Raw genomic sequence first — 26,979 nt, 5'->3', positions numbered from 1 at the left:
TTTTTTACTAATGGTTACTAAATTAAGAGAAGCACCAATCGGTTAAATAATCGTACCTATAAACCCTAAGTACATTACATAGTAAAAAATTTTATTTTTTAACATAATACACACTCAATTTTATTTTCTATTGGTACTTTTCTCTCCTATATATCGAAATAACAATTTACTTAATTTAACCTATGACTTTATTTGCTTCACTTACTACACTTTATTTTTTATAAATCATCTAAAAAATCACTGGTAACTTGCCTAACCCTCTCATTAAGTAAGTGGGACGCCAAGACAAAGTTTCCAAGTCAGCATTAAGTCTAATATTTGGTACTCTTTTCAATACTGTATTGATAGCAATCTTTCCCTCAAGGCGAGCTAGGGGAGCCCCAAGGCAATAATGAATTCCCATACCGAATGCTAAGTGATGATTATTATTTCTTGAAATATCTAAATATTCAGGATTAAAGAATTTAAACTCGTCGCGATTAGCTGAAGCTAAGGACACCACGATCATATCTCCTTTACGAATTAGTTTGTCACGAATAAATAAATCTTTGCTAGCCCACCGATTTGTTGCTAGTTCAACCGGACTATAGAAACGCAACAATTCTTCAACTGCAGAGTCAATAAGATTAAAATTGCTTTTAAGTTTTTCTAGTTGCTCCGGAAATTGTAACAATGCTAAAATTCCATTACCAATTAGGTTAACTGTTGTTTCATGCCCTGCAATTATTAATAAAAAAACCATGGAACATATTTCTTGTTGTGTAAGCTGGTCTTCTTCAGATTTAGTATAAATTAATTTACTAATAAGGTCATTTTTAGGTTGTTCTTTCCTTTTCATAATTAAAAATTGAAGATAATCAGAAAAAGCTTGGAATTCCGGACGCGCATCTTTCATTATACTTGGAAAATTACTTGCCTCCACTAATGTATTAGACCATTTACGAAACATTTTATAATCACTTTCTGGTACTCCCAAGAGACTTCCAATAACTGCAATCGGGAGTGGGAAGGCGAAGTCGTCAATTATATCCATTTCTCCTTTATATTCAACTTTATCTATTAAGTCTTGAGAGATATCTTCAATTTGCCTGCGTAAAGATTCAACTGTTCTAGAACTAAAAGCTGTATGAACAACTTTGCGTAATCTAGTATGATTAGGTGGATCGGAGTTTAACATGTGATTTGTTAACAAATCTTTTTCTAGATTTGGGAACATTTTCTCTTTTTCTCTATTTCTTTCGGCTTAAAAAGCTTATATGGATCTTTTATAAATTGATTATCTTTTAATATTTTAATTGCATCATCATATCTAGTAATTAACCAAGCAGTTTTCTCACTAGGGAGTGAAAAGCGAAATACAGGATTATTTACTCTAAGACTTTCATAAAATAAATAAGCATCTTTCTTAAACTCTGATGAAAATAAATCAATTTGTAATCCCTCTTGATAGGATAACGATTTAAATGACATCTTTAAAACTCCCTTCATTTTTTTAATACATCACTACCGTTTATATAGGGCCTTTAATCTAATATATATGTAATAAAATAATTATAATTTCTCCCTTTTTATTTCTATATATTTACTAGATTTTTTCTTTGATTCTAGATTTAAAAGAAGTAACGAAGGTATAAAAGATGTTACTAAAAGTACAGAAATCCATTTTTTCATCACGTTTAACCCCTTGTATACGAATATGTAATTTTTTATTTATAAAAGAAACCACTTATATACATTAGATGATTATAAGCAGTTTCTTTTTATATGTTTTTGATGATTAATTTCTAACGGTATATATTACTTAATATCTAACTTACGAATGAATTTTAATTATATCCCTCTAAAATAAACAATTTCTTCTAAAGGTGCTCTACTAGTTTTATATTGATTCTGTTCATGCTCAGAATCCCCATATCCAATAGCAATTCCTAACATTATTTTAAGATGGCTTGGAATATCTAAAATTTCTCTCAATTTATCTGGATATGTTACAAAAGTATAAGAAGGAGCTGAATCTAATCCATGAGCTTGTGCAGCTAACATTAAGCTTTGTGATAATTGTCCTATGTCTAATACTGACCATTCAGATAGAGAAACGTCCATACATAAAAATGCTACAACTGGCGCACCAAAAAAGTTAAAATTATTTTCTATATGCTTTTGTCTAGCCTGTGTATCGTCCCGATCAATACCCATATTTTCAAATTTCTCAATAGCCATTTGTTTCATACGATCATCTAATTTTTGGGGCCAATTTTGTGGTCTAGGAATATCTGAATTAATGGGAACTCCATTTTTAAATGCTGTTAAATAAGCTTTTCTTAACTCTTTTAGTTTATCTCCCCCTGCAACAAAAATTTCCCAAGGTTGCGAATTGGCCCAAGAAGGCGATTTTGTTGCATCTACAAATACTTTTTCCAATAGCCCCTTATCAACTTGTATATTTTTATATGCACGGCAAGTATAACGGGATCCAAATAATTTAGTTTCATTTAATGTAGAATTATTCATATTTTCCTCCTGAGAATTTATTTCAAATAATACTCAATAGTATTTCTAATTGTATCTTCCAATTTGTATTTAGTGATAAATCCCTTTTTCCTAATTCTATTATCATTTATTAATCTATTTGTTGAAAATGCCTTAACTGTAAACGGAGTTAAATTATACTTTTCAATTTGCTCACTGGTTAGATTTTTAGGTAAATTAACCGTTTGTGATTCTTTGCCTATTACATCATCGATTGCTTTTTTTAATTGATACCAAGTGGTATTAAATCCCTTTACTAAAAAGACACTATCATTTTCATTATTGCACTCATATGACCCTAACCAAGCCATAGCACGGCCAATATCTCTTGCATCAATAAGAGATACTTCGGGATTCCCTTTTTCTATAAGTGGATATAGATTATTAGAATGAGATTCTAATAATCTTGTGAAAAATGAAGATCTATCCCTAGTTCCAATAGAAATAGCTGGACGTAATATGCAAGTTTTAATTCCGGTTTGTTGACCAATTTCCCGAACTACTTTTTCCCAGTGAATACCTAGTTTTTGAATCTGATATTGAGGATTTGGGACATAGAATTCATCAATATTATCCTCTTTTTGAAAATCGTATATTAAAATTGTGCTTAAATGAATAAACTTAGAAATTTTAGTGTTGGAGGAATAAATAATAAGCTCTTTGGTAAAGTCTATTTCCTCTTCAATATCTTCTAAAAAGCTATTATGTAATTTATCCTCTATGGATAAATTGTAAACAACATCATGTCCTTTGATAATTTGTTGAATTGAACTAATATCCGTTTTATCGAACTGAACAATATTGACTGCCATATCTCTTAAAAAACTTATATTATCGATATCTTGTGTAGCTATAGTTACCATATATCCGGCTGAAATTAGTTGTTCAATAATATGACTGCCAATATAGCCAGTTCCTCCAAAAATTATTGCTTTCATATTCTCATCCTTTCATTTATGAAAACAACTCTTTTAGTAATATAAAGCATATATTTAAAACAGTGTACCTAATGATTCAACTTGGAAAGGACGTAACTCATCAAAACGACCATCACGTACTTTTACTGCCCAAGCAGGATCGGCTAATAAAGCACGACCAATAGCAACTAAATCAACTTCTTCTTGTTCGAGCATATCAATTAATTTATCAATATTCGTATTATTAGCACCTTTACCTTCTAAAAAAGCGCTTAAAAACTCATTATCAAGACCAACTGAACCAACTGTAATAGTTGGTTTTCCGGTTAATTTCTTAACCCATCCTGCTAAATTAAGTTCGGAACCTTCAAATTCAGGTAACCAAAAACGACGAGTTGAACAATGAAAAATATCAACTCCTGCATCTACAAGAGGGCGTAAAAATTCGTCAAGCAATTCAGGTGTTGAAGCTAATTTAGCGGTAAAATCTTGTGTTTTCCACTGTGATAAACGGAAAATAATTGGGAAATCTGGTCCCACAGCCTGACGACATGCCTCAACAATTTCAGCAGCAAATCGCGTACGAGCAACCATATCCCCACCATAGCCATCCTCACGCTGATTGGTTCCCTCCCATAAGAATTGGTCTATTAAGTAACCGTGCGCTCCATGAAGTTCAATTCCATCAAAGCCTAGACGCTGAGCATCAGCAGCCCCTTGTGCAAAAGCTTTAATTACTGCTTTAATATCTTTCTCAGTCATTGGATCAGTTACTTTTACACCTGGTTTTTCTAGACCAGAAGGACCAATTGGTTTAGCTTCAGGGTTTGGTGAATCACCAACTTTACGGTCCATTCCCACATGCCACAATTGTGGAATAATACGTCCGCCTGCAGCATGGACTTCTCGAACTACCTCTTTCCATCCCTCTAATGCATCTTCACCATAAAAGCGTGGAACATTAGGGTCACTTGCAGCTACTGGGTGATTAATGACTGTACCTTCTGTAATAATTAAACCCACACCGTTCTCAGCTCGGCGTTTATAATATGCTGCAACATCAGGTCCGGGAACTCCATTTGGAGAACATTTACGGGTCATTGGAGCCATAACAACTCGATTTGATAAAGTTAAATTCCCAAGATTAAATGATTCAAACAAAGGCGTAACAGATTTGGACAATAAAATTTTATTATTATTCATGAAAATACCTCCAATTTTTATATGAAAATTTTTGATATGTTTACCTAGTTTTTTAATATTACATATTAGCCGCTTCAATTTCAATTTGCATTTTTTTGACTTCTTCATTCGCTAATGCAATAGCTTTATCAATTTCCATTACAGGCTTTAAATTATATATTTTCATTATTTTCTCTAATCTTTCTTGAATACTTCCCGATACTATATGATATTTAATCTCAAGTTCATCGAGTGTTCTAAGTAATAATTCATCCGATAATTGTCTAAACCTTTCTGATACAGGTCGGTGTCCATCTGCCACTAATGGAAATTCTACTGGTAAATGAATAAACTCATCATAATTACGTTTAGCATGCTGTTTCATAACAGCTCCCATATTATCAATGACTTCTTCAAAAAACACCATACTAGCATCTTTTTCTATGTCTTTATTCATTCCCACTGTATCATTTGGGTTAATTCCAACTCTAATTCTTATTTTTCCATACACCCATTCATGGAGTGAGGAACCATCAGATATAAAACCATTTGGCAAATGACTTTCATGTACTGCACGTTCGACCAAACGACGCATACCTAATTGGAAAAGTTCTGCTGGAGTACAATCTTCTAGTCTTTTTCCTGGCAATGCATCAGGTAAAATTTCACGCATAGTTTTTGCATGTGTTCGTGGAATCCCTGTTAAATAAGCTAATGCCAATGTAGTTGTTGTTTTACCTGAAGAATAAGTACCTGAAATCGCTAAGTTCATATTCTATTCACCTCATTTTATTATTTAACTATGTTATTTTTTTACCTAATTAACTTTTTCTTGTAAAAAAATCTTTAATATTATTTCAATCAACAGATGGTAATTCGTGAGCAAGGTAATAATGTAAACTATAATTTTTATATTCTCCAAACATTTCAGTTGTTCTCCACATACTACCTTTTAATTTCAATAAATTACTTTTTGAAATATATGTTGATGCAACAAAGGGCTCATATGGCTGATAAGGGTTTTTATTTTCAATAATAACTTTTCTCATCCAAAGGGTATTACTATTGCTACGATCAATATCATCAACTTTATATATTAGCGCTTGAGCCATTTGGGCAACAGTTATCATACAGTCGATAATTGAGAAAGATGGGTAATAGGCAGCCTCCATCCCCTCCAACTTAAAAGGACTTTCATTTATATGTGTCACATTAACTAACGATGTAACTTTTTGATTTTGAAAATCAAATTGCACATCTTCCATGATTTGTTGTGGATTTTTATACATATCTCCGTAATATCTTTTGCTATGTAATCCTAAAATTTGATCTATGCTATCAAATTTAGCTCCTTCATTGCATTCTTTTTCTATATCGTGTTCTATTTCACACCGAATTTGCATAGAGCCAATCTGAGATTCAAATATAGATACGTTTGTACCTAAAGAGTCAGAAACATTTTTTGTTTTAATATGTTGAGTGCTAATTATAAGTTTATTTAAATCTTCTTGAGGTGTTGTTCCTGCTTTCAAAACAATACGCTTCAGCCATATTTTTCTTCTTTGAGCTTCTGTAATCCCAAACTTTTGCATAATGTAAACTTCATTTAGTTGTAAACTCAATACTGTAGCATCAATAGTACTAAGATGAGGTTTTAAATCTGTATCTTCTGACTTTTTAGACCAGTCAGTAGGATAGCTAATATCAGCTGTTGCTACAACACATTTTTCACTAACCTCTATATCATATATTTGATGATTTACTTTTTTAAATCCCGAGCCAAAAAAACGTTGTTCTCTAGATCCCAAGATATCATCAATGTCTTTATATCTAAGATCAGTAGCTAGCATACTAGTCAACTCCTTCTTATTTTCGATATAAATTTTTTTAACTCTATAAACAAAAATATTGATTTTATTTCTGAAAACAAATTGTTCCTTCTTTACAACTAACTTTACTTGTTATGAATCACCTCCTTATCCTTTTGTTATATTCGATAAATAAATTCCCTTCTTAAGATTCCTTATATTCAAATAACTTTCTTTTACATTTGTTATTATAAACCTATTAGTAAAAAAATTCCAAAGTTATTTTTCTACATTTTTTGACATTTAATTACATTAAATTACTTTTAATTACATAAAATTACACAAATATCCTTATATTTATAAAATAAAAATCTCTTTTCTAGAGATTTATATTTTATATAAACTCCAGAAAAGAGATTTTTATTAAAGTATTTTAAAATTATATTTCAGTACGTACAAATCGCCAAGTTAAGAAAGAAGCCACAAGATAAGCAATACTCATTACCAAGAAAGCAATAGTTGCTCCATTGTACCAACTATGTGCTTCATGAAGTACTACCCCCATTATAGCGACACCTACTAACGCCCCAACTTGACGATTAGCATTTAATGTAGCTCCTGCTATATTTGCATGTTCCTTACCTGCTGCCTGCATTACAGTAGCAGTCATTGCCGGGACCGCAACGCCTACTCCTAAATTAGCAATCGCATAAATAACAGCCAATATCCAATAGGGTGCACTAGAAACACTAAACATTAAAAGTAGTGAACCTATTCCCGCTATTGTAATCGATACTAACATTGGAATTTTAACTCCTAAACGTGTTGTTAATCGTGCAAATAATAGATTTCCTATTACAAATACCGCCATAATTGGTAATAATTCCACGCCAGCTATAAAAGGGCTTGCTCCTTTTGCTTTTTGAAGAAATAAACCAAACATGAAAATTCCTCCAAATAATGCAAAATTAATTAAAAATCCAACTAAATTGGCTGATGAAAAACTTGAATTATTGAATAATTTCATAGGGATAATTGGATCTTTTACTCTACGCTCTATAGATATAAAAAGAGTTGCAGTAACAATCGTTACAATAAGTGCAATTATTATTGAAGAAGATGACCATCCCAATGATGGGCCTTCAATAAGAGTGAAAGAAAGTCCAGCTAAGGTAATGATACCTAGAATATGATTAAAAATATTCAGATTACCTTTTTTCCCAGGGGAAGATGTCACAATAAAATAGGCCATTAACAGTCCGATAATACCTATTGGGATATTAATTAAAAAAATGCTTCGCCAACCAAATGTATTAACCAATACTCCACCAACAAAAGGACCTAAACCTGAAGAGATGGAAACAATAGCAGACCATATCCCAAACATTTTTGCACGTTTGTTCGCATCTGGATAAGAAATTGCCAATAAACTTAAGGAACTCGGCATAAATAATGCTGCTCCAACTCCCTGAATAGAACGAGCTACTATAAGTATAGTTCCAGTAGGTGCTAAGGCACATAATACAGATGCAATCACGAAAATTGTTAGTCCAATCAAATAAATATTTTTAGCTCCATATCTATTTGCTAATGAACCACCCGCTAAAAGTAAAGAAGCAAAAAATAACATATAGCCATCAACAATCCATGTTGTACTTGAAAGACTAATTTGTAGTTTTTCTTGAATATCAGCAACTGCTACATTTACTACAGTAACATCAAGTGTCGCCATGATAAATCCCATTGCTAAAGATACTAAAATCCAAATATCAGAAATAGTGCGGGTATGCGTCTTAAGTAACTCTGCTCTATTATTGTCTGTCTCTTGTATTGTCATTTTTATCCCTTACCCTTCCCTTTAATCTACATATATTGATAGTGATTTTATAGTTTGTTATGAATTTACTATTCATAAACTATTGGAGATCTTAAAATTACATATCTTCTCGTACTATTCATATTATCACCTCCTTTAAACTAATAACCCTTGTGTATTCCGGGAAAATAATTGATGATTAAATTTATTATTTACCATTAGTTCTTTATAAAATATAATAAATGAAGTGCTACAATTATAAAAGTACTGATTTTTTGTATAGTAACTATATTTATATATAGTATCAGGAGGGAATAATGTATGCTTAAACAAGAAGAAGAAAAATTGTCTAAATGCCCTATAGAAAAAACAATGCTGGTAATTGGTGGGAAGTGGACATTTGTTATTCTTAGAGACCTTTTTTCGGGACCAAAACGGTTTGGTGAATTAGAAAAATCCTTAAAAGGAATCAGCCCTAGAACACTATCCATGAGACTAAAAGAATTAGAAAATGAAAAAATTATTCAACGTGTAATTTACTCTAATATCCCACCTCATGTAGAATATTCCTTAACTGATAAAGGACAAACTCTACAGCCTATTTTTAACGAAATGAAGATATGGGGAAATACATGGGATGTATTAGGACTTAAGAAAGAGCAATGCAGAAAATAAATAGTTTGTATGGCTGATTTTAATATTAAAAGTGTAAAGCATGTTCATATAAAAACGAATATTATAGAGTATAATTTAAATTCTTATATTGAACTATAAAAATATGAATACATCTTGTATATAATAATTTTTAAATCCTATTAAAATATATATTTCAAAAGGGATAATACTTTACCAACAGTGTTTCTGTCTCTTTTTAGTTATGTATGCAGAATGAGAAAAGAGAATCCATTAAGATTCTCTTTTCTCAAAGTATTTAAGTTCAACATTCCAGGATAATCCAATTTAGAAAGTTCAGCACCATATGAAATCATTAGGATGGAAACCTACAGACCACCACTGACTACCATTAACTTATTGGTTAGAAGAACAGGAACTAAAGGTTGTGCTCTTGAATACAACCTATGTGAAAAAGTCCAAGAAACTGAACGATATCCGCGAAGGAATGAACTGTACGAACGAACATCTCATAAAGAATCTTCAAGCGGTTTGAAGGCTCGTTCATCAATGAATTAACTGGTACTTCCCTAAGTAGACAAAGGTCTTTAATGGTTGAGAAAGGAAAAACACCTTACAAGATTAATTATAATTCTCAAAAAATTAATCCAATGGAACCTTTTATTAAAACTATGGATACATATTGTATAAAAAAGTTCCATTGTTTTGTTGAACTTTTTATACAAGTGCTTTCTATCGTTAAATAGTGAACTTTTTAACGATACTATTCCAACCTTTTATTTATCGCCAGCAATGATATTCATAAACAAAGAATTCTTGTACACTTTCAATCTCTATCCAACTTGTCGTATAATCATTCTCAATAGTAAATACTATATAATCCTATTCATTGTTCTAACTAAAATCTATTCCACTATATAGTAATCCAATAAACACTATATCGACATTCTGATCAGCAGTAGTAAGGTGTCCAGTAATTCCAATAATATCCTTCGTTAAAATATTGACTTTTAAGACATAAAAAATAAGAAACCCTTTAATATAAGGTTTCTTATTTTAATTTATGCACAATTCATTTTTGTACTATTTTTAGCAGATAAACGAACGGCCAAAGCAAGGACTCCATTGTACTCTTCAAAGTAGTCTACTACTTTTTTAGTTGGGAAATCTATTAGTATTTCCTTCATCTTACGTTGCATGGGTTTAACTTTAAGGGAATCAGTACACCATCGTAGTCTACTATTTCCTGTTGGTGGAAGAACACCTCTACCTAGTAGTTTATACCAATATGAATCTTTCATTAATGGTCTAACACTATGTACTATAAACGGAAGGTTTTGCTTATCCGCATTCTTTTGGATTTTCTTTAATGTACGTGAGATATAAGCAGTCATAACAGGTGTTTCTACCCCAATCTCGGAAGTTAATATATGAATAGGTTTTGTACGATCTTGTAGCGACAGCTCGGAAATCGCATCCCATAGCAATGTCAACATAGCAGAACTATCTTTCCCCCCGCTATAACCTACAAAACAACAATCGCGAGATAAATAGACTTTTTTCATTTCCTCTTTAATTAGTGTGTAAATGTCCATAATTATATTGTTAGCCCCTAGCAAAATAAGATTTTATTTTGTTATGTATGGGGCATTCCTCCTCTTTTTGAGATAGAAAAAGAGAGTCCCTTATTAAGGCACTTTCTTTTATGTATTTCCTCTATATTTAATCGATTACGATTTTATTTATATTTAGCTTGTTTAAGGTCTCTTTATAAAAACGAATTACTTTTTGAGCATGTTGTATAGCTATTAACCCATCTTGAACAGTAAGGGCTTCAAAATACGGATAACGAATGTCTGTAGCATAACCATTCAGCTGCACGCATTGTTCTAAAATCAATGAGAACTCCTCATCTAATCTACAACAAAATTTATGCAGCATTAAAAGGTTATGAGTTTTAGGGACTGGCCTACCGTTTAGTGCAAGAAATCCTTTTAGGAGTTTCTCCACACATTGTTGACTATGATAACAAATAATTGCAGTGGGGAAAGGTTTCATATCAGATAAGTAAATAGCAGAATCTAAATCGGATTTTGCAATGAATACCCACTCTTTTAGATCCTCAATATTTTTCATATAGGACCGTCCCTTCTAGTGCAATCTTATGTTCCATAGTTACAGTACGACTAGCACGTTCTTGAAACTCTTCTGGCCCATACACTAAAATATCAACTGGCGTTTCCATTACATCGTAAATTCCCCAATTAATACGATTAATGACTTCCCTTTTTCTTTCTCCTACACCTTCCACAACAATACAGAGATCAAAATCACTGTCTTCATTTGGTGTGCCATATGCATGAGAGCCAAAAAGGATGATTTTTTGGACAGAAGATACAGTTTCACGAATCTTTTGCACCAATAGGTCCAATTCTCTTTGTACCTCTTCGTTAATCCGAATCACCCCTCGGATAATGTAATTAAATTGACGTTTAAGTATATTATACATGCGTTTCTCTTCTCCCTGCTATTATATATATTTTTTTTATTCATTTTAGCCAAGAAGACTCCTTCTTCAAGGAACGCGAAGTGAGTAGGTGGGAGATGAATTGGCTTCGAACAAGGGATGGCAAGGAGCCATCTTAATTGTTCGACATACATAAGGTGTTACTTCACTATCTATCGAATGTACGTTCGGTGTATAATAATCATATACCGAAATGGAGGTGAATCAAATGATAATTAATAAAGCCTATAAGTTTCGTATCTATCCAAATCAAGCACAAGCAATTCTAATCAACAAAACGATAGGTTGTTCTCGCTTTGTATTCAATCATTTCCTATCCCTATGGGATCACGCATACAAAGAAACTGGGAAAGGTTTAACATATGGTACATGCTCTGCCAAACTACCTGCCATGAAGAAAGAGCTTGTTTGGCTAAAAGAAGTGGATAGCATTGCGATTCAGTCGTCTGTTCGCAACCTTGCGGATGCCTATACGCGCTTTTTCAAAAAACAGAACAGCGCACCGCGCTTTAAATCTAAGAAGAACAACGTACAATCTTATACCACAAAACAAACAAATGAAAACATTGCTGTTGTAGGGAACAAAATAAAGTTGCCGAAACTAGGCCTTGTTCGATTTGCCAAAAGTCGCGAAGTAGAGGGGCGTATTGTAAATGCTACAGTTAGACGGAACCCTTCTGGTAGATATTTTGTGTCACTATTAGTTGAAACAGAAGTACAAGAACTTCCGAAAACACATTCTTACATTGGAATAGATGTAGGACTAAAAGATTTCGCTATTTTGTCAGATGGAACTCACTATAAAAATCCGAAGTTTTTCCGATCATTAGAAGATAAGTTGGCGAAAGCACAGCGCGTTCTTTCTAGAAGAATGAAAGGATCTTCTCGCTGGAATAAACAACGAGTAAAGGTAGCTAGAATTCATGGATACATATCAAATACTAGAAAAGATTACTTGGACAAAATTTCAACTGAAATCATCAAAAACCACGATGTTATCGGTATAGAGGATTTGCAAGTATCGAATATGTTAAAGAATCATAAGTTAGCAAAAGCAATTAGTGAGGTATCTTGGTCGCAATTTCGATCCATGTTAGAATACAAAGCAAACTGGTATGGAAAACAAGTCATTGTCGTATCGAAAACATTTGCTTCCAGCCAATTATGTTCTTGTTGTGGATATCAAAATAAAGACGTTAAAAATCTAAACCTACGTAAATGTGTTTGCCCTTCATGTCAAACACATCATGATAGGGATATTAACGCAAGTATCAATCTAAAGAATGAAGCGATAAGGCTTCTAACCGCAAGGACTGCGGAGATAGCCTAATCAATTAGAGTTCGATAGAACTCTTTACTTAGGAATCCCCCACTTTCACTTCTAAACGAAGTGAAAGTGGGGGTAGTTCAAAATAGATTTTATTATTACTAATATGATTGTTAATAAGATGTAAGACCTAATTGAAAATATTTGTAAAATCCGTTATAATAATGGTAATTAACATATCATTACTCCCATGTAAAAGGACAAATCTACGAATCCTTATTAGGACGAGATTTGTCTTTTTTTCATTGAAAATAAAAAACAACATATCAAAAAGGAAAAGGGTTGTTTGTCCGTTTTCCTTTTTGATATGCCAGCAACCGAGCGTAGCAAAGGGCGGTAGCAGGTCTTTCACTTATTTTTTGTTATAATATATGATAAGAATTTAGATGATTATAATGAACAAGGGTATTAGTTTAGAAGTAGCATTAGAAGGATTTTTTTGCTTATTTAGCAGAAAATGAACGTAAAAAATCTAGGGTTGAACGTTATAATTACGATATTAAAGGTTTTTATAAGTGACTAAGAGTAAATGAGAAACTCCTACATATCGAATCATGGAGTGGAACTACCTAAAGAAAATTATTAGGAGTATTTCTATGAGCTAGAAAACAAGACACAGAATATGGCGGTTCTTAAATAAATTGAACATGTCTAAACTTCAGTATATGATTTTCACCTCTCCTTAATTCCTGATCAATCACTCAGTGATAAGGATTTTATGATCGAAGCAGAAAAAAACTATTAAAACAAACTATACTTCCAACAAAAGGATTAACAGAAAGATAAGTTAAATATCGCCCTCTTATTATGGATAGAAACGCTTTTATAATAGATTTAGTAGTAAAACTATGGGTTGTCCTTACAAGAGCTTGTATCGCCTAATATGAGCCATATACAGCTTGCTAGGAACACTATAATTGTTCCATGTGAAAATGGAGCTACTAGATCTGTCTTCTTAACAGTTGAAGATACACAGCAACTTTACAAATATTATTCGACTAGGCCTGAACCCGTAAGACCTCGACAACACACAAATAATCCCCTATTTGTGGCATTTGATTTTAATGGAGGTACTTATATCGATGGGTTTACGAAAATGATGCGCCTAAGGCTTTGTCTGAGGTTGCTATACAAAAGATGAATCGACTTAAAGTAAAACGAGTAGGGTTGAATAAACGTATCTTGACGCAGCAAATGCGAAATAAATTCATTGTTCGTCTTATTAAGCAAGGCTCTTAATTATTGTTATCGTGAGAGGTTTAGAAGTGTATGAACAAGCGATTAGCTGCTTGTTTATCTGTATTAACCTAGATATTTTGTATAATGTCTGTGAGATATCAGCCATCATAGCAAGTGTTTCTACTCCAACTTAGGAAGCTAAGATATGAATAGGTTTTGTACGGTTCTCTAGCAGAATCTCAGCAATTGTATTACATAATAGTGTCAACGGACTATCTTTTCCCCACTGTAACCTACAAAACAACAATCTCGAGATAAATAGGCTTTTTTCATTTCCTCTTTAATTTCTCTATAAGTATTCATCATTATAAAACATGCCTCTTCTTTTCTACATAGAAAAAGAGAGTCCCTTGCTATAGGAACCCTCTCTTATGCATATCCTCTATTTTTAATCAATCACAATTTCATGTATATTTAGCTTGTTTAATTTTTCATTATAGAAACTCATTACTTTTTGAGCATGTTGAGCCATTAATCCATCTTGGACAGTAAGTGCTTCAAAATACGGATAACGAATGTTTGTAACATAACCATTCAGCTGCACGTATTGTTCTAAAATCAATGAGAACTCCTCATCTAATTTAAGACAAAATTTGTGCAGCATTAAAAGGTTATGAGTTTTAGGGGCTGTTCTAATGTTTAGTGTAAGAAATCCTTTTAGAGGTTTCCCAACACATTGTTGACTATGGTAACAAATAACTGAGGCAGGGAAAGGTTTCATGTGAGTTAAGTACCTAGCAGAATCTAAAATAGATTTTGCAATGAATAGCAACTCTTCTAGATTCTCAGTATTTTTCATATAAAACTTGCCCCCCTAGTGCAATTTTGTATTCCATGGTTACATTACGGTTAGCACGTTCTTGAAACTCTTCAGGTCCATATACTAAAATATCAACTGGTGTTTCCATCACATCGTAAATACCCCAATTGATAAGATTAATCACTTCTCTTTTTCTTGTTCCTACACCATCCACAATAATACAAAGATCAAAATCACTATCTTTATTTGGTGTACCATAAGCATGAGAGCCAAAAAGGATAATTTTTTGGATAGAAGACACGGTCTCACAAATTTTTTGTACTAATAGGTTTAGCTCTCTTTGTACTTCCTCGTTAATCCAAATCACCCCTTGGAAAATAGAATTATATTGACGTTTAAGTATATTATATATGCGCTTCTCTTCTCCTTACTATTACATATTTATTTTCATATTGTGCCCTTATTTCTCAACGTCCTTCAATGCTTAATAACATTTGTAAACCTTCTTGAAGTCTTGTTAGAACCCATCATCACAGATACCTTATTCCTTAACTTTATGAAGGACGAAAGTCCAAAGGTAAGTGAAAGTTAAATTAGGGGTTACTTGTAATAGAATGCTTTGTTCCTCTGTAGTTGTATATGAAGCAATGTTCTGTATGTAAATACATCTAAAGATTACCTTTCCAGTGGTCTTTAGATGTACTCCGCAATTTAAGTTTTTTAGAAAGCCTTTGTTTTTAATAATGATATCTTGGAGGTAGTGGCTGTGGATTGAGTTCTACAAAAGTACCAGGAAGTAGTGGTTGCGGGTTGAGCTGTACAAAAGTATTCCATGACCCATATGGAATATACTGCATAGGATTTGGTGTAAATGATGTATATACCTGTAGATGACAACACGGAACTATATGCATTAATATTTCATCTCCTTCAAAATAATAATTCGTTCATGACAACTTATGTATTTTAGATTTAAGTAAAGTAGTAATACTGCCTAATTTTTAAAAATAGTTAAATCCAATTTACTAGGACAAAAATACATTCATACAATGAATATATTTTTGGATGAGAGGGGATATTTTATGGGATTTGAACCAAAAGACACAGTCTTAAAAATTGCTGAATTGGATAATATCCGCTTAACTAAAATATACTTTGCCCCAGGCTGGATTGTATTCAACAGTAGTACTGGAGATAAAAGCGATGTTTTTATGTCTATATCTAACGTTACTGGTACAGTTATGCTAAATTCTGATAAGAGTAGTCAAGTTAGTTTTTCATACATCCTAAATAACAACAGGACCCTCTTGGGGGAAGTAGTGTGGAATCCGGTTTTTAAGATTCTTTATTTAACCAAAGATGGAGGGTTCCTTACTGAATGGCGGGATATTGTATCACCTGATTGTAGGTTAAAGAACTATACTGTCACGCACACTTGGACTATTCCACGCAATATTTATGATGACTTTGGGAAAATTCGTACTTTTCTTAGTACCTCCTCAGCACCTTGGTATCCTTGTCCTAGGTAACAAAAATTATTAGTCAGATTATAAAAAATAGGATGTCTCAATTTTAAATTATTGGCTTTTATCGCTAAAAATTTAATAAACTGTCATCTAAAAAGAAACTCTAGGTTAGTCAATAATTCGTATAGGGTGCAGTTTCTATTTCATTTACAATATTTATTATACATGCTTCTCTGCAGTGTAATAAAAAAGACATTGAACAAATACGTTTAATGTCTTTTTCCCTCTAATATACTTGCCTTTTTTATCTTGTATTTATATACCAAGTAACTGCTTCTTTTTGGCGTTAAACTCATCTTCTGTAATAACACCCATATCACACAGCTCTTTGAATTTCTTTAATTCGTCTGCTGTTGATATTGGAGCAGATACTGCTTGTGGTTGAGCTTCAGTAGGTTTGCTTTTTAAAGCATCTAGAACTTGATGGATATGATTATTAATGGATTTTGCTGAATCTTTATCTAACGCAACTTTGATCTTTTCTTGCGGAGTATCAATTGTTAGAAAGCCTAACCACATCCCTATTTCAAAAGATATATCATTTATCTTTTCATGATCTACTGCTTTGAATTTTTCACCAGTCATTGTTTTTTGTCCGAACATAATGCGTTTATTACTTATGGCGTAGGCATAATAACCATCATGCTTTGTTGTAGATTGATAATCGTGCATTCCGATATAAGTCATATGAATTTTTTCGCCATTCATCAAGTTATCTTCTAATACCTTGAAGTGTTTTACACCCCACTTTTCATTAAAGCCAGAACCGAATGTATTATCTATACAGAATTGATACATTCCTTCAGCGCATGACAATGGATCCTCAGCAAGTTTTGCTACCTTTGCATCGATTGTAGCTTTCAATTCTTCGATAGTGTCCGTACTTACACTTACAACACCCAAGCCACCTGCTTTATGAAAGCAATCTGGGCATAGCCATGCATCAGATTTTAGTATTTTATAACGATTTAAACCAACCTTTATATCACAAACACCACATACTGCCTTTTTAAAAAAAAACATAATTTTCCCTCCAGTTATATATATCGAATAGTAGCAAACAAACCTAACGTTCTACGGAATATTATAATTTACAAATATAAGTATAACACACCTAAAACACTATAGGATGCCAAACAAAGCCTTAACCATTTGTTCCTCTATAGTTTAAAAAGAAAAAAGACATTGAAACAAACTGTTCAATGTCTTTTTTTCTTTTTAAATGTTTGTATACTCAAAGTATAATTTTTCTGGTTTTCCATATATGTTAATTTCATTTTGATATAGGACAGCTAATGGCTGAGACATCTCAATGCTTTCCGCATAGGATAATGAAGCAGTTGCTTCTATTTTTTCTTTAATCTCATTAGGAATGGCTGAGTAAGATAAGTTATTCATTTTACTTCCTAGTTTAGTATCTGTAGCAGCTTCATAATAAATTTCGGTAATTAAGACTTCATTATCATCTGGATTATACATGTATCCTCGATTAACTGTAATCATATTATATAACTCCTCTCAAGTTTCATATTCTAATTCCTTGTGCTTTTAGCATTGCAACAAGTACTTTACATATTTAAATTTCCTTGTTCTTCCCTTCCAAATGCCATTATGAATTAATAGTTATTATCTTACTTCATCGTCAAATTTTGAAGTTTTCAACAATATAAAGAGGCGATAAAGGTTTTATTTTATAGATAGTAAGTTCATAACTTTTAACGTATTTATTAATTTTTTTCTTTTGAAAGGTTTAAATGATACCCCCTATTGATAATGTTGGCATATCCAAAGTAATTGCATGTTCATATTTCATCATAAATATCCTCTCTTCTAAATAAAAAGCACGAAATATGTGCGTTTTATCCATATTTTTTATGCTATACTCTGTAAAAATTCATATAATCTCTCCTCTAAATTAAACAAAAAGCACAAAATTTGTGTTTTCTCATTTAGCATACTTTTAGTCCTGAAGGTTTATGTATAAGTGATTCCTAACTCGAAGACAACACAAAAAGGACTTCTTCAAGTCGATTAAAATGTGCATAGCAAAATAAGCTATATATACACTAATCGGCTCAAAGAAGCCCTTTCATAATTGAAACAAGAATACAACTTGTTTCTAAAACTCAACCACAACACATAGGGTGTGGGAATAGACGGAATCAATTAAACAATAAATATAGATTTATATTAAACCATTTTTATATTATATTCAATTGTTTTCAATAGAACAGGGATAAGAAGGAAGTTTATATGCAGATCCCACATGTATTGTATAATAATGCCCCTAAATCCCCTGCTATAAATCCCCTCTTATATTCAGGCCCTGGTGTTACTTCATGTACTGTATTTCAAAATATAGTTTTTCGGGCTTTTGATTTTGAACTAAATAACAAAGTATTTCCTTAATATTTTTTTCTTCTACTTCAACATTTTCCATATAGGTCATACTTTCGTTTTCCTGGACCTTTTCAAAAATAGCAATAGGTACTTTAACTGGATCAAATATCCCCATTTTACTGCCTAACTTTTTTTCTGATGTACCATCATAGAAAATTTCATTTACTATTACCTCATTATTATCAGGATCGTACATGTACCCTCTTTGTATACGTAGCAATATAGTACTCCTTTCTTGTATATTCCTCCAATGAAATAACTATATTTGTATATAATGTTATTTTATTAACAGGTATCAAAGAATATTATTTCGCAAAATCCTTGCTTTGTATAGAGGTAGATACAGGATTATTAATTTTGTTAAGTTTTTTTGAATATTCCAAGCTAATTATAAAATAAACAAGCCACCCTTGAAGCGAAAGCTTGTAAGGTGGCTTAGTTTTCTATAAATAGCTTTGTATCTAATTGTTTAATCTCCCCTTCTGCAAGAGGTTGATAAAAAGCGTGTTGTAATCCTTGAAAATGTAAAGATTCCCCTATGCATAACAATACTTTACCAGGAATTAAATCAAGTAATAGTTCATTATTAATTTGCTTTGCTTGTTTTTTAGTAGAAACATAAATAACTAAGATTGTAGGGTTATTCCCTAAGTCCTGCATAATAACATCTTTTCCTGACTCTACAAAAGTCTTCCATCTAGCAATTATTCGTTTTAATCGATCCTTTTGATCAGATAATAAGGTGGAGTATACAACAAAGTTAAATTTACGTTCTTTTCCTCCATTTATTATAAAACTTAAAGAAGGGGTAAAAACCCCTTTACTAATAGATGGATGCATAATATGACCTAAAAATGAAGGAGCGTAGCGTAAATGACAAAGTAGGTCTATGTCATGCCAATAACGCAGGTGAACATATTTACCATGATTGTCAAGACGCTCTGGGGCAAAGAAGAACATATTTCCTTGCCAGTATTTTAGTAGTTTAAATCCATTATTGGATAAGGTATATGTTTCTTCAAAGATTTCCATATCAAAAATTTCTACTTGCCATTTTTCGATAAATTGATAGTAAAGTAATCCTTGAAGTGCATTGTTAATTTTCTTCCGCGAAAATTTATTCTTGAATAGATATAATAAATGATTAAACCGAACGGATGTATGAACACCAATAAAATTGAGTATAGCATATTGTTCCTCTGTTAAAAGCTGCTTAAACTTAACTAATTCGTCATAAGAGTGGAATATATAGGTTTTATCCAAATCATGTATCCGATATATTTGAAGTCCTTGTATATCCTCACTTGATAAATGAGGAATAGAAGGAATATAAGTAGACATTTGTTTCTCTATTGTACGCATAATCATCCATTAAAATTGGTAAATTGACGAATTAGATTTTTTACTTTGGCCTTGCGGATAATTTAGGATACGTACAGTTCCTCTTCTATTTTTAGCATCAATATTAAGCAGCTCACATGTAACAATTGTTTGGTTTACTGCGTCATCCACAGTTGGATTTGCCAGATTACGACCCTTTAGCCCTTTAAACTGAATACCTGGTGCAACTTCTACGAAAATCCCAGCAATAGCATCTACACCTACAATTTTACCTACAAAGCGGTCACGTCGTTTTTTTAATTCTAATAGTTTTTCCATTGGATCCGTTTCAAGTTTCTTTTTATTTCCTCTAAACTCATAGCGCCCATCCTTTTCCACTACTTTATCGATGATAAGCTCTACAACATCGCCAATAATAATATCCGCCGAACGAACGAATGAATGAGACCATTGCGAGTATCTTACTCCTACTGTTACACCATGAACTTCAACCAGAATAGTTTGTGCAGATGGAATATGTCCAGAAACTGTTCCTGTGTATACTTTATTCCCCTCTTGCTCTACTATTTCTTCATATAATTTTCTTTGCAGTGCAAGTTCTCCTGCAGTGATAGATACAACAGCAAAGTTCCCTTCCTCAGTTCTTTGGAAATGCTCAATAATAACGGGTTTTGTTTTACCTATTAGCCATTGAGGATTTTTAGGAATATTTATACCTGCCTCTGTAAGTGGACAATATGCTGTCGTATGAGTACCAATTTGCATTGTGAGCACTTGTATCCGCTCAGATGTCCCGTTTTTAGTTGGGAATAATTTTTCAGATACTATGGTAATTAAGCCTTTCCCTACAGTACGTTCACGTTTCATACGAGCTAATTCTTCTAATTCATGTTCACGTATTCTTTCAAATTGATTGAAAGTTGATTCTATAAAGATGTCCTCTAGCGTGTTATCCGGTTCAAATGCCATCCCTAGTTCTTTTGTAATATGAGTATTTACCTTATCTTCAACCATTATATTTTCCTCCTAGAACGTAAAAAAGGACACACCTGTACCGTTGGAATGGTACGTAAGGTGTGTCCTTCACGTAAGTCATGTTTTATTTGTATAATTATTAATTAAAATATAACGTTTTTATGTAATTTGTGCAAGTATTATTTTTTGAAAAGGGAAAAGTTAAAATACTATATCTAACCTTTCCTCCTAATTTAAGTTAGATTTTCCCTAAAAATATAATCTTGAATAAAAAGTTATTTTAGGTTTCTATAGGTATTAATCAAAAAAATCATCTAATTCCTTACTCATTACATTAGATGTATTTTTATTTTGTTGCTGGTTTTTATTAAGTAGTGAATTTGTATTGTTATACGTATTCTTTTGTTTGGCTTTTAAGTTTTTTTTGCGTTCTTTATAGTCGATATGTTTATCTTCATGCTGCTCTTCATTATTTCTAGTGTTCTCTACCATATTCTTTTCTAAGTTTTGATGAACAGTAATGCTAATAGATTCGTAAACTTTTGCAACCTCTTCATCAAGTTTATTTTCTTTAGTGGGATTAACTGTTTTTGTAGCTGGTTTCAAATTAGTTTTCATATCTGTTTTTGTTTCCTCTAATACTGTGGTTATAAGTCCCTCTGTTAGAAGCTTTTTTTGCAATGGATCAGTTTCTACAGGAATTCCTAAATGAATTGGGTAATCTATATCCCTTTTTGGTTCCAGCATAGTATTAGATACCTCTTTCTTCCGTTCTGCTAGCTCCATATTTTTTTTAGGACCTACTATTTCCCTATGTGTCTCTTTTGTTATATTCGGCAGCTCGCCATTCCGTTGTAGGGCATCTTGTAATCTTGAAGCACGTGTATAATCAATTTTAAATGCGTTCTGTAGTGCATGTATAGAAGAATTCCCTGATGCCTTAACAAAGGCTACTACATCATCATATAGGATGTCTTTAAAGAAGCCTGTTTCCTCTTGCTTTGCTTCTGATTTTTCGTTTGGAATGCTATTTTCTCGTGAAGTCGTATTATCTAAATCTGTATTAGATGAAGGAGTAGTATTGATTTGAGAATCCTTTGATAATATCAACGTATTATTATTGTTTGAAATTAAAACTTTACGAGGGCTATTCCCGGTGTAAGTGCTCACAATGTGATTTTGTTCTAACTTCTCAATAAATTTTACAGCCTTTATATGGCTGATTCTGAATTTTCTTTGCAAAAGAGATGGTGAGATTTGTTGTGATTCAATAACGAATGCCTTAATTTCTTCATACAACTTATTTTCAGTTTCTTCAATAACATTTCCCTGTTGACTGACACCCTTAAAATAATTAGGAAAAGTTACATTTTCTACAGTGTTTGTTTCTATGGAATTATTTTGTTCTATTTTATCACCATGCATAGGTGGAAATGATTCTATCTGTTTTTTATTATTTGCATCTACATGTTTCATAGGATTTGATTTTGCGATAGATTCTTCAATGAGTCGAAGACGTTCAGTTTCCCAATATTGTCCAGACTTGATCTCTACTTGAATGATTGCTTGAGCAAATTCCTCTTTGGGTACAAAGTTACTAGTAATTTGTTGTACAGGTTGCACATGATTGTCTTGTACAATACGCGCAGCACAAATGAAGGCACCTTGTGCCATAATATCTCCTGGTGACATAACGACTTCTTTTAATTTTTGATATGTCGAACCTAAGCGACTAACGGGATTCTCTTGCATAGGAGAAATCCCTTGTTCGGATTCGGATTCTTTAAATTCCTCTGTTTCACCAAACATGTCAGAGAAAATTTTCGCATCATATGGTGTTACATCACCAAATATCATCTTGTTACGGAACGAACCTAGTAAAGTAAACATATACTGCTCTGTGAAATCCAAAGCTAATTGAGATAGTGTTTGACTTGCAATTGTCAGAATGACTTTATATTTACGAGATTGTGCAGGGAACTCTTTGAACGGGCGCACAACATAATCAGGGAATTCATCCACAATAATATGATGGTATGGTGAAATATTTGGTTCTCTTCGGAATACAGCATTTTGCATACTTAGTAATACGAATTTTCCTAGTACATTAGAAAGATCTGCAAGTTCTCCTTTGGCTGTATTTACTAGTAAAATACCACCTTGCTCTAGGTGAACATCAAAATCAAAATCTGATTTTCCAAATAAAACACGTCGTATTAAAACATTTGAGGCTAAATCTTTTAAGATGTTACGCAAACCTTTTACATATTCTTCTTCCCGGTCATAATGCATTGGTTTTCCACGATATTTTCCAGATTTATAAACGGCCGGTTCCCCTTGGAAACCCGTTTTTTCACGAATGGTATTATCGAACCATTCATCGATACCTTTTATAATCTTATATTCGTTTTTTTGATCACGTGAAGCAACACCACTTTGAACAAAATCATATAATTTTTCTACCTGTACTTTTAATAGTTTGTGCATACGGTGTACACGTTCTACATCGTCGTACATATCTATTAAGTCATCAAAGGTCACATCTTTTTGTGGGTTATGTAGTTTTAATAAATAAATATGTTGCTTAAGGTGGTTCCGTTGTGCTTGTTCAAAGAATGCATTATTAGATTCCGACAGACCCTGGATAACCATTGCAAAAACCTCGGCTACTTTATCAACTGGTCCACGTAAAATATTAATGTTTTTGGTATCAGGGTTTGTGGGATCAATATAATAAATTGAACTTTCAGGAATCTTGTGTGCTTGTACTAACTTAAATACCTTTTGACATAAATCATTACTCGGTTCAATAACAGTTATCCCATTTAAAAATGTTCCTTTTACTTCTTCTGTATCATAATTATTCTTTTTATACGTATTTTCAAACTTATTTATAAAACGTACCATCCAGTGTAAATCTTGATTAATCATTGGAATAATTAAACTAGATGTCTTACCAGAACCAATAGGACCAATAATAATTCCATTTAGGGTTCTATCTTTCCCCTTGATTCGAATCATTTCTTTGTGCTTAATATGAGGACCTATATCAACATCAGGATATATTTGTTCCTCTTGGCTATTAAACCACTTTTGCAACTTATGATTTTTATATTCGTATTTTTGTACCCACTTTAAGATTTCTTCTCTGTAACGGATAATATGGCCACTATACCAAAGAGTAAACAAAATCATAAATACGGTCGGTAAGAATACAAATATCATGGTGAGTGTATGGAAATTTCCTGTTAATACATCCCCTATTGCTTGATATTCACCAAAATTAACATGTTTTGCTTTATTCATAAGATAAGGAATAACTTTCGCATGGATAGGAGTAGTTGCAAACCATAAAAACTGAATATCTACTGCAATATGAGAAGCAATTAAAATTAATAACTTGCCATTTTGAAATTGTAAAGCTGGGATACGGCTGTAGAACCTAAAACTAAATTCTCCTAATAGCAAAGAGAAGAACATTAAAAATAGTGGTACATATGTAATTTCTATAGGATAAGACGGTGGTTCAAATGCATAGTAGAGTAACTGGATGTAGTTTGCTACACCAAATCCAAATGAAAGGATAAATCCGCTAATTAAGGCGATTGTAGTGTATAATGGTAATCTTTGCTTAGATGCCTCCATAAGGGTTCACCTACTTTTTAAAGACATAGTTGAGCTTTATGGTGTAATGTAAAACGATTATGAAGTTCTGGCTTGAATTGTTCCTTTGATTTTTTTAGAAAGAACTTCGCTGCATCTTCAGTTTGTTTTAAATATAAGTCAATACTATCTCCTTCACACAATTGGTTATATTCTTCTTGAGAAAGTACTGCAATATTTATCTCTAGTTTGTTACTCGCCGCAGTTTCAATTATTACATCGTACCAATAATAATTAGGTTTCCCTGGAATTTTGATATCTTGTAGGGAAACGCAAAATTTAGCTCCCCCTTCTGTAATATGTTTAAGGACTAGTTCTGGAGTTTTAAATGCTTCTCTTGCTGAGAGCACTCCCCCAGTAGTTGTTGCAAATTGTAAGTTCATTGTCATTTTCCACTTCCACCTTTCTCCATACAAAAAAAGGCAAGCGACACCCACTGTAAAAACAGCGTGTGTCGCTTGCCTTAATTTCATATGTTCTGATTTGATTGTAGTTTTGAGTGTTTAGTTCAAACGTTATTCTATCACCTTAAATAATAAAAATCAATAAAGTTATATAAAAATATATAAAAAATAAACGATTAATATAATTCTACAAGTTTACGTCTTTTCGGATTAACGTTATTTGCAGCATGTACCATGATCTGTTCATCGGTTGCTATATTTGTATTTTGAATGGATAGAAGTAGTACATTATCATAAGTGTCCATCAGTAGAATATCTCTAGGATTTTCACGTTTAGGATAGATAACTACAAGCGGAACGCCTTCATCTCCATCCCTTCTTGAAAACACGACATCATCTAATCTTGCAATCATTCGGTAATCATTTTCATTTCCAAAAATAAAAAAGAAATCTTGAATAGAAGCTTTATCTCTCTTGTATGTGCGTCGAAGGCCACCATCTATTGATTCTTTAAACGTTTGAATTTTTTCGACAAAAGTGTAACGCCAATTGACATCTCCTACTGTACGTTGAGATAAAGGGAAAAGAATATCTTGTTCCAAGTTTTGATTATCATTTGTTCCTAGAATGATATCTGAAATAACATCCCCAGCATCTTTCAATGAGCAAATGTGTACATTTAGATTTGGTATATTCATTAATAATTCATGATGCTTCCGCATAGAAAATAATAGATTTTTCATACGTATGTATGGCGGTTCTGCATCTTCAGCAAGGAACATTGATTTGTCGTACATAACAAAGACAACCGTTACATCCTCATTTGTTTTTTTTGCATATTCTATGTACTTCTCTACTTTTTCAACTAAGATAGAATTTGTCTCTTTGCACATGTCCATCTCAATATGGATATTTTTATCTTGGTATGAAATATGTTCATCAGGAATCAAGGCCAATTGGTTGTCCTCAATTTTTATATTTTTTTTCTGGTAAAAAGAACGAATATCCAATTCATATAATACTTCATTGGTTTGTGTCTTCTTTGTAGTCGCTAAAAGAGTACGGATCATGACTTCACGTGAACACATAGTGTGAAGAGAAGTTGTTCTTGAGTACCGTCTTTTTGAACTTTTTTTGGGAATTCTTCCTATTTCCAATAAGAATTCAATTGTCTTTTCTTTTAAGGAAAATAAAGCGCGTTTCGTAATGCTGTCAGCCCTTTTATCTATTCTTTTAGTTAACATAGCTCCATATTGTGAGTACCGGTCAAGCTTTGTAAATATGCTAGCTTCAGAACATTCTCTTCCCTCAAATGCACTATATAACTGCGTGATTTGCCTTGTTGTAAGTGCTCTTTTGTAATATAAAACTGTAAAGACAAATATGTCAGCTTCTTTTAAGTGAAAATGTTTTTGGGTACCTGATCTTCTATATTTATACACTTTTTCGGACAATGCATACACCTCTTATATTGAATTAAACTAAATTAAATACTTATTATTTTTAATATACTATTACATTGATGTGGTGGTTGTAAAACCTGAAAAGATAAATAAGACATTTTAATTTTTAGAGGTACTTCATTTTGTACGTTGAAGTTGAGATGAAAACTACTCTTATAAATCTCTTATAAATTATTGATTTATAAGGCTCTATTAAATCGTTTGTTTTGTTAGGACGAGCTACTACTAGATACCTAACAATAGTTATAATGAAATTCTATTTATAAAATAATGTTATGACGTCCTAACATTTATTAGATAGCCAAACTACTATTTTAATTGATTAAAATTATTCAAGATTTATAAAAAGGTTTATTGATAATAAAGAATAATTTTTTCTATCCTTAATTCGAAATTCAACTTTTTATTAGTGATGAAACGCTCTTTTCAACTTTTACTATTTGCTCAATGTAAAATTCCACCTTTTTCT

The 26,979-nt window shown here is 32.3% G+C and carries 23 protein-coding genes and 3 pseudogenes; 4 read left to right on the top strand and 22 right to left on the bottom strand.

The annotated features are described in order from the left end of the window. Positions 1-229: 229 nt before the first annotated feature. From AB6801_RS23160 to AB6801_RS23125, 8 genes are all read right to left on the bottom strand, one after another. On the bottom strand, positions 230-1,216 hold the full coding sequence (locus AB6801_RS23160) for a cytochrome P450 family protein (protein WP_080000453.1): 987 nt from the start codon (positions 1,214-1,216) through the stop codon (positions 230-232). Continuing rightward, positions 1,201-1,470 carry a hypothetical protein gene (locus AB6801_RS23155; RefSeq protein WP_002063056.1) on the bottom strand — a complete coding sequence of 90 codons (270 nt, stop codon included), beginning with the start codon at positions 1,468-1,470 and terminating at the stop codon, positions 1,201-1,203. Before AB6801_RS23155 ends, AB6801_RS23160 begins: the two co-directional genes overlap by 16 nt. A 360-nt stretch (positions 1,471-1,830) precedes the next feature. Further along, the gene (locus tag AB6801_RS23150; protein ID WP_001066121.1) at positions 1,831-2,511 is read right to left on the bottom strand and encodes a nitroreductase; all 681 of its coding nucleotides are present in this window, start codon (positions 2,509-2,511) and stop codon (positions 1,831-1,833) included. Between the two features lie 17 nt (positions 2,512-2,528). Then, positions 2,529-3,467, bottom strand: coding sequence for an NAD-dependent epimerase/dehydratase family protein (locus tag AB6801_RS23145; RefSeq protein ID WP_000643934.1), 939 nt, complete (start codon positions 3,465-3,467; stop codon positions 2,529-2,531). A gap of 54 nt (positions 3,468-3,521) precedes the next feature. Beyond that, positions 3,522-4,649, bottom strand: a complete 1,128-nt coding sequence (locus tag AB6801_RS23140; RefSeq protein ID WP_001063575.1) for an NADH:flavin oxidoreductase — start codon at positions 4,647-4,649, stop codon at positions 3,522-3,524. Positions 4,650-4,707: 58 nt separating this feature from the next. Continuing rightward, positions 4,708-5,400, bottom strand: a complete 693-nt coding sequence (locus AB6801_RS23135) for an ATP/GTP-binding protein (RefSeq protein WP_001046571.1) — start codon at positions 5,398-5,400, stop codon at positions 4,708-4,710. Positions 5,401-5,485: 85 nt separating this feature from the next. Next, complete coding sequence (locus tag AB6801_RS23130) at positions 5,486-6,478, bottom strand: AvrD family protein (protein ID WP_000881482.1); 993 nt, start codon at positions 6,476-6,478, stop codon at positions 5,486-5,488. A 397-nt stretch (positions 6,479-6,875) separates the two neighbouring features. Then, the gene (locus AB6801_RS23125; RefSeq protein ID WP_097796855.1) at positions 6,876-8,273 is read right to left on the bottom strand and encodes an MFS transporter; all 1,398 of its coding nucleotides are present in this window, start codon (positions 8,271-8,273) and stop codon (positions 6,876-6,878) included. Positions 8,274-8,573: 300 nt separating this feature from the next. Here AB6801_RS23125 and AB6801_RS23120 point away from each other — a divergent pair, with 300 nt between their 5' ends. Then, positions 8,574-8,927: a winged helix-turn-helix transcriptional regulator gene (locus AB6801_RS23120; RefSeq protein ID WP_000917567.1), complete on the top strand. Its 354-nt coding sequence runs from the start codon at positions 8,574-8,576 to the stop codon at positions 8,925-8,927. Positions 8,928-9,985: 1,058 nt separating this feature from the next. Here AB6801_RS23120 and AB6801_RS23115 read toward each other — a convergent pair. From AB6801_RS23115 to AB6801_RS23105, 3 genes and pseudogenes are all read right to left on the bottom strand, one after another. After that, a pseudogene (locus tag AB6801_RS23115) lies at positions 9,986-10,483 on the bottom strand (phosphoadenosine phosphosulfate reductase); the annotation flags it as partial. A 124-nt stretch (positions 10,484-10,607) separates the two neighbouring features. After that, positions 10,608-11,021, bottom strand: a complete 414-nt coding sequence (locus AB6801_RS23110; RefSeq protein ID WP_000789088.1) for a HEPN domain-containing protein — start codon at positions 11,019-11,021, stop codon at positions 10,608-10,610. Beyond that, positions 11,008-11,394: a nucleotidyltransferase domain-containing protein gene (locus tag AB6801_RS23105; RefSeq protein WP_000282361.1), complete on the bottom strand. Its 387-nt coding sequence runs from the start codon at positions 11,392-11,394 to the stop codon at positions 11,008-11,010. The genes AB6801_RS23110 and AB6801_RS23105 overlap by 14 nt, the downstream gene beginning before the upstream one ends. A 226-nt stretch (positions 11,395-11,620) precedes the next feature. On the opposite strand from AB6801_RS23105, the gene tnpB reads away from it, so the two are divergent. Together tnpB and AB6801_RS23095 are read left to right on the top strand one after the other, a co-directional pair. Beyond that, positions 11,621-12,742 carry an IS200/IS605 family element RNA-guided endonuclease TnpB gene (tnpB, locus tag AB6801_RS23100; protein WP_103652983.1) on the top strand — a complete coding sequence of 374 codons (1,122 nt, stop codon included), beginning with the start codon at positions 11,621-11,623 and terminating at the stop codon, positions 12,740-12,742. A gap of 392 nt (positions 12,743-13,134) precedes the next feature. Beyond that, a pseudogene (locus tag AB6801_RS23095) lies at positions 13,135-13,972 on the top strand (integrase); the annotation flags it as partial. A gap of 139 nt (positions 13,973-14,111) precedes the next feature. Here AB6801_RS23095 and AB6801_RS23090 read toward each other — a convergent pair. The 3 genes and pseudogenes from AB6801_RS23090 to AB6801_RS23080 all read right to left on the bottom strand — a co-directional run. Then, positions 14,112-14,284, bottom strand: a pseudogene (locus tag AB6801_RS23090) (phosphoadenosine phosphosulfate reductase family protein); the annotation flags it as partial. Positions 14,285-14,366: 82 nt separating this feature from the next. Beyond that, positions 14,367-14,777, bottom strand: a complete 411-nt coding sequence (locus tag AB6801_RS23085) for a HEPN domain-containing protein (protein WP_000798890.1) — start codon at positions 14,775-14,777, stop codon at positions 14,367-14,369. Next, the gene (locus tag AB6801_RS23080) at positions 14,764-15,150 is read right to left on the bottom strand and encodes a nucleotidyltransferase domain-containing protein (protein WP_033667292.1); all 387 of its coding nucleotides are present in this window, start codon (positions 15,148-15,150) and stop codon (positions 14,764-14,766) included. Before AB6801_RS23080 ends, AB6801_RS23085 begins: the two co-directional genes overlap by 14 nt. Positions 15,151-15,820: 670 nt before the next feature. Between AB6801_RS23080 and AB6801_RS23075 the strand changes: the two genes are divergently transcribed. Next, positions 15,821-16,267, top strand: coding sequence for a hypothetical protein (locus tag AB6801_RS23075; protein WP_000505330.1), 447 nt, complete (start codon positions 15,821-15,823; stop codon positions 16,265-16,267). A gap of 252 nt (positions 16,268-16,519) precedes the next feature. Here the strand turns inward: AB6801_RS23075 and AB6801_RS23070 are convergent, their stop codons facing one another. The 8 genes from AB6801_RS23070 to AB6801_RS23035 form a co-directional block, all read right to left on the bottom strand. Next, a complete protein-coding gene (locus AB6801_RS23070) occupies positions 16,520-17,287 on the bottom strand; it encodes a PH domain-containing protein (protein WP_370941178.1) in 768 nt (255 codons plus the stop codon). A gap of 195 nt (positions 17,288-17,482) precedes the next feature. Next, on the bottom strand, positions 17,483-17,767 hold the full coding sequence (locus AB6801_RS23065; RefSeq protein ID WP_097842789.1) for a hypothetical protein: 285 nt from the start codon (positions 17,765-17,767) through the stop codon (positions 17,483-17,485). An 829-nt stretch (positions 17,768-18,596) separates the two neighbouring features. Beyond that, positions 18,597-18,884, bottom strand: a complete 288-nt coding sequence (locus AB6801_RS23060; RefSeq protein WP_002183131.1) for a hypothetical protein — start codon at positions 18,882-18,884, stop codon at positions 18,597-18,599. Positions 18,885-19,099: 215 nt separating this feature from the next. Next, entirely contained in the window at positions 19,100-20,026 is a 927-nt protein-coding gene (locus AB6801_RS23055) for a hypothetical protein (RefSeq protein ID WP_001259114.1), read from the bottom strand. Positions 20,027-20,035: 9 nt separating this feature from the next. Beyond that, a complete protein-coding gene (locus tag AB6801_RS23050; protein ID WP_370941177.1) occupies positions 20,036-21,019 on the bottom strand; it encodes an RNA-binding protein in 984 nt (327 codons plus the stop codon). Between the two features lie 258 nt (positions 21,020-21,277). Then, on the bottom strand, positions 21,278-24,625 hold the full coding sequence (locus AB6801_RS23045) for a DNA translocase FtsK (protein WP_097842790.1): 3,348 nt from the start codon (positions 24,623-24,625) through the stop codon (positions 21,278-21,280). Positions 24,626-24,642: 17 nt separating this feature from the next. Continuing rightward, positions 24,643-25,116: a hypothetical protein gene (locus AB6801_RS23040; RefSeq protein WP_370941176.1), complete on the bottom strand. Its 474-nt coding sequence runs from the start codon at positions 25,114-25,116 to the stop codon at positions 24,643-24,645. 107 nt (positions 25,117-25,223) lie between these two features. Next, entirely contained in the window at positions 25,224-26,501 is a 1,278-nt protein-coding gene (locus AB6801_RS23035; RefSeq protein ID WP_001291941.1) for a replication-relaxation family protein, read from the bottom strand. Positions 26,502-26,979 lie beyond the last annotated feature (478 nt).

It is taken from the genome of Bacillus sp. RCC_6_1, assembly GCF_041360755.1.
In the GTDB taxonomy this organism is placed as follows: Bacteria; Bacillota; Bacilli; order Bacillales; family Bacillaceae_G; genus Bacillus_A; species Bacillus_A cereus.
This window is presented reverse-complemented; position numbering and strand designations above follow the sequence as displayed.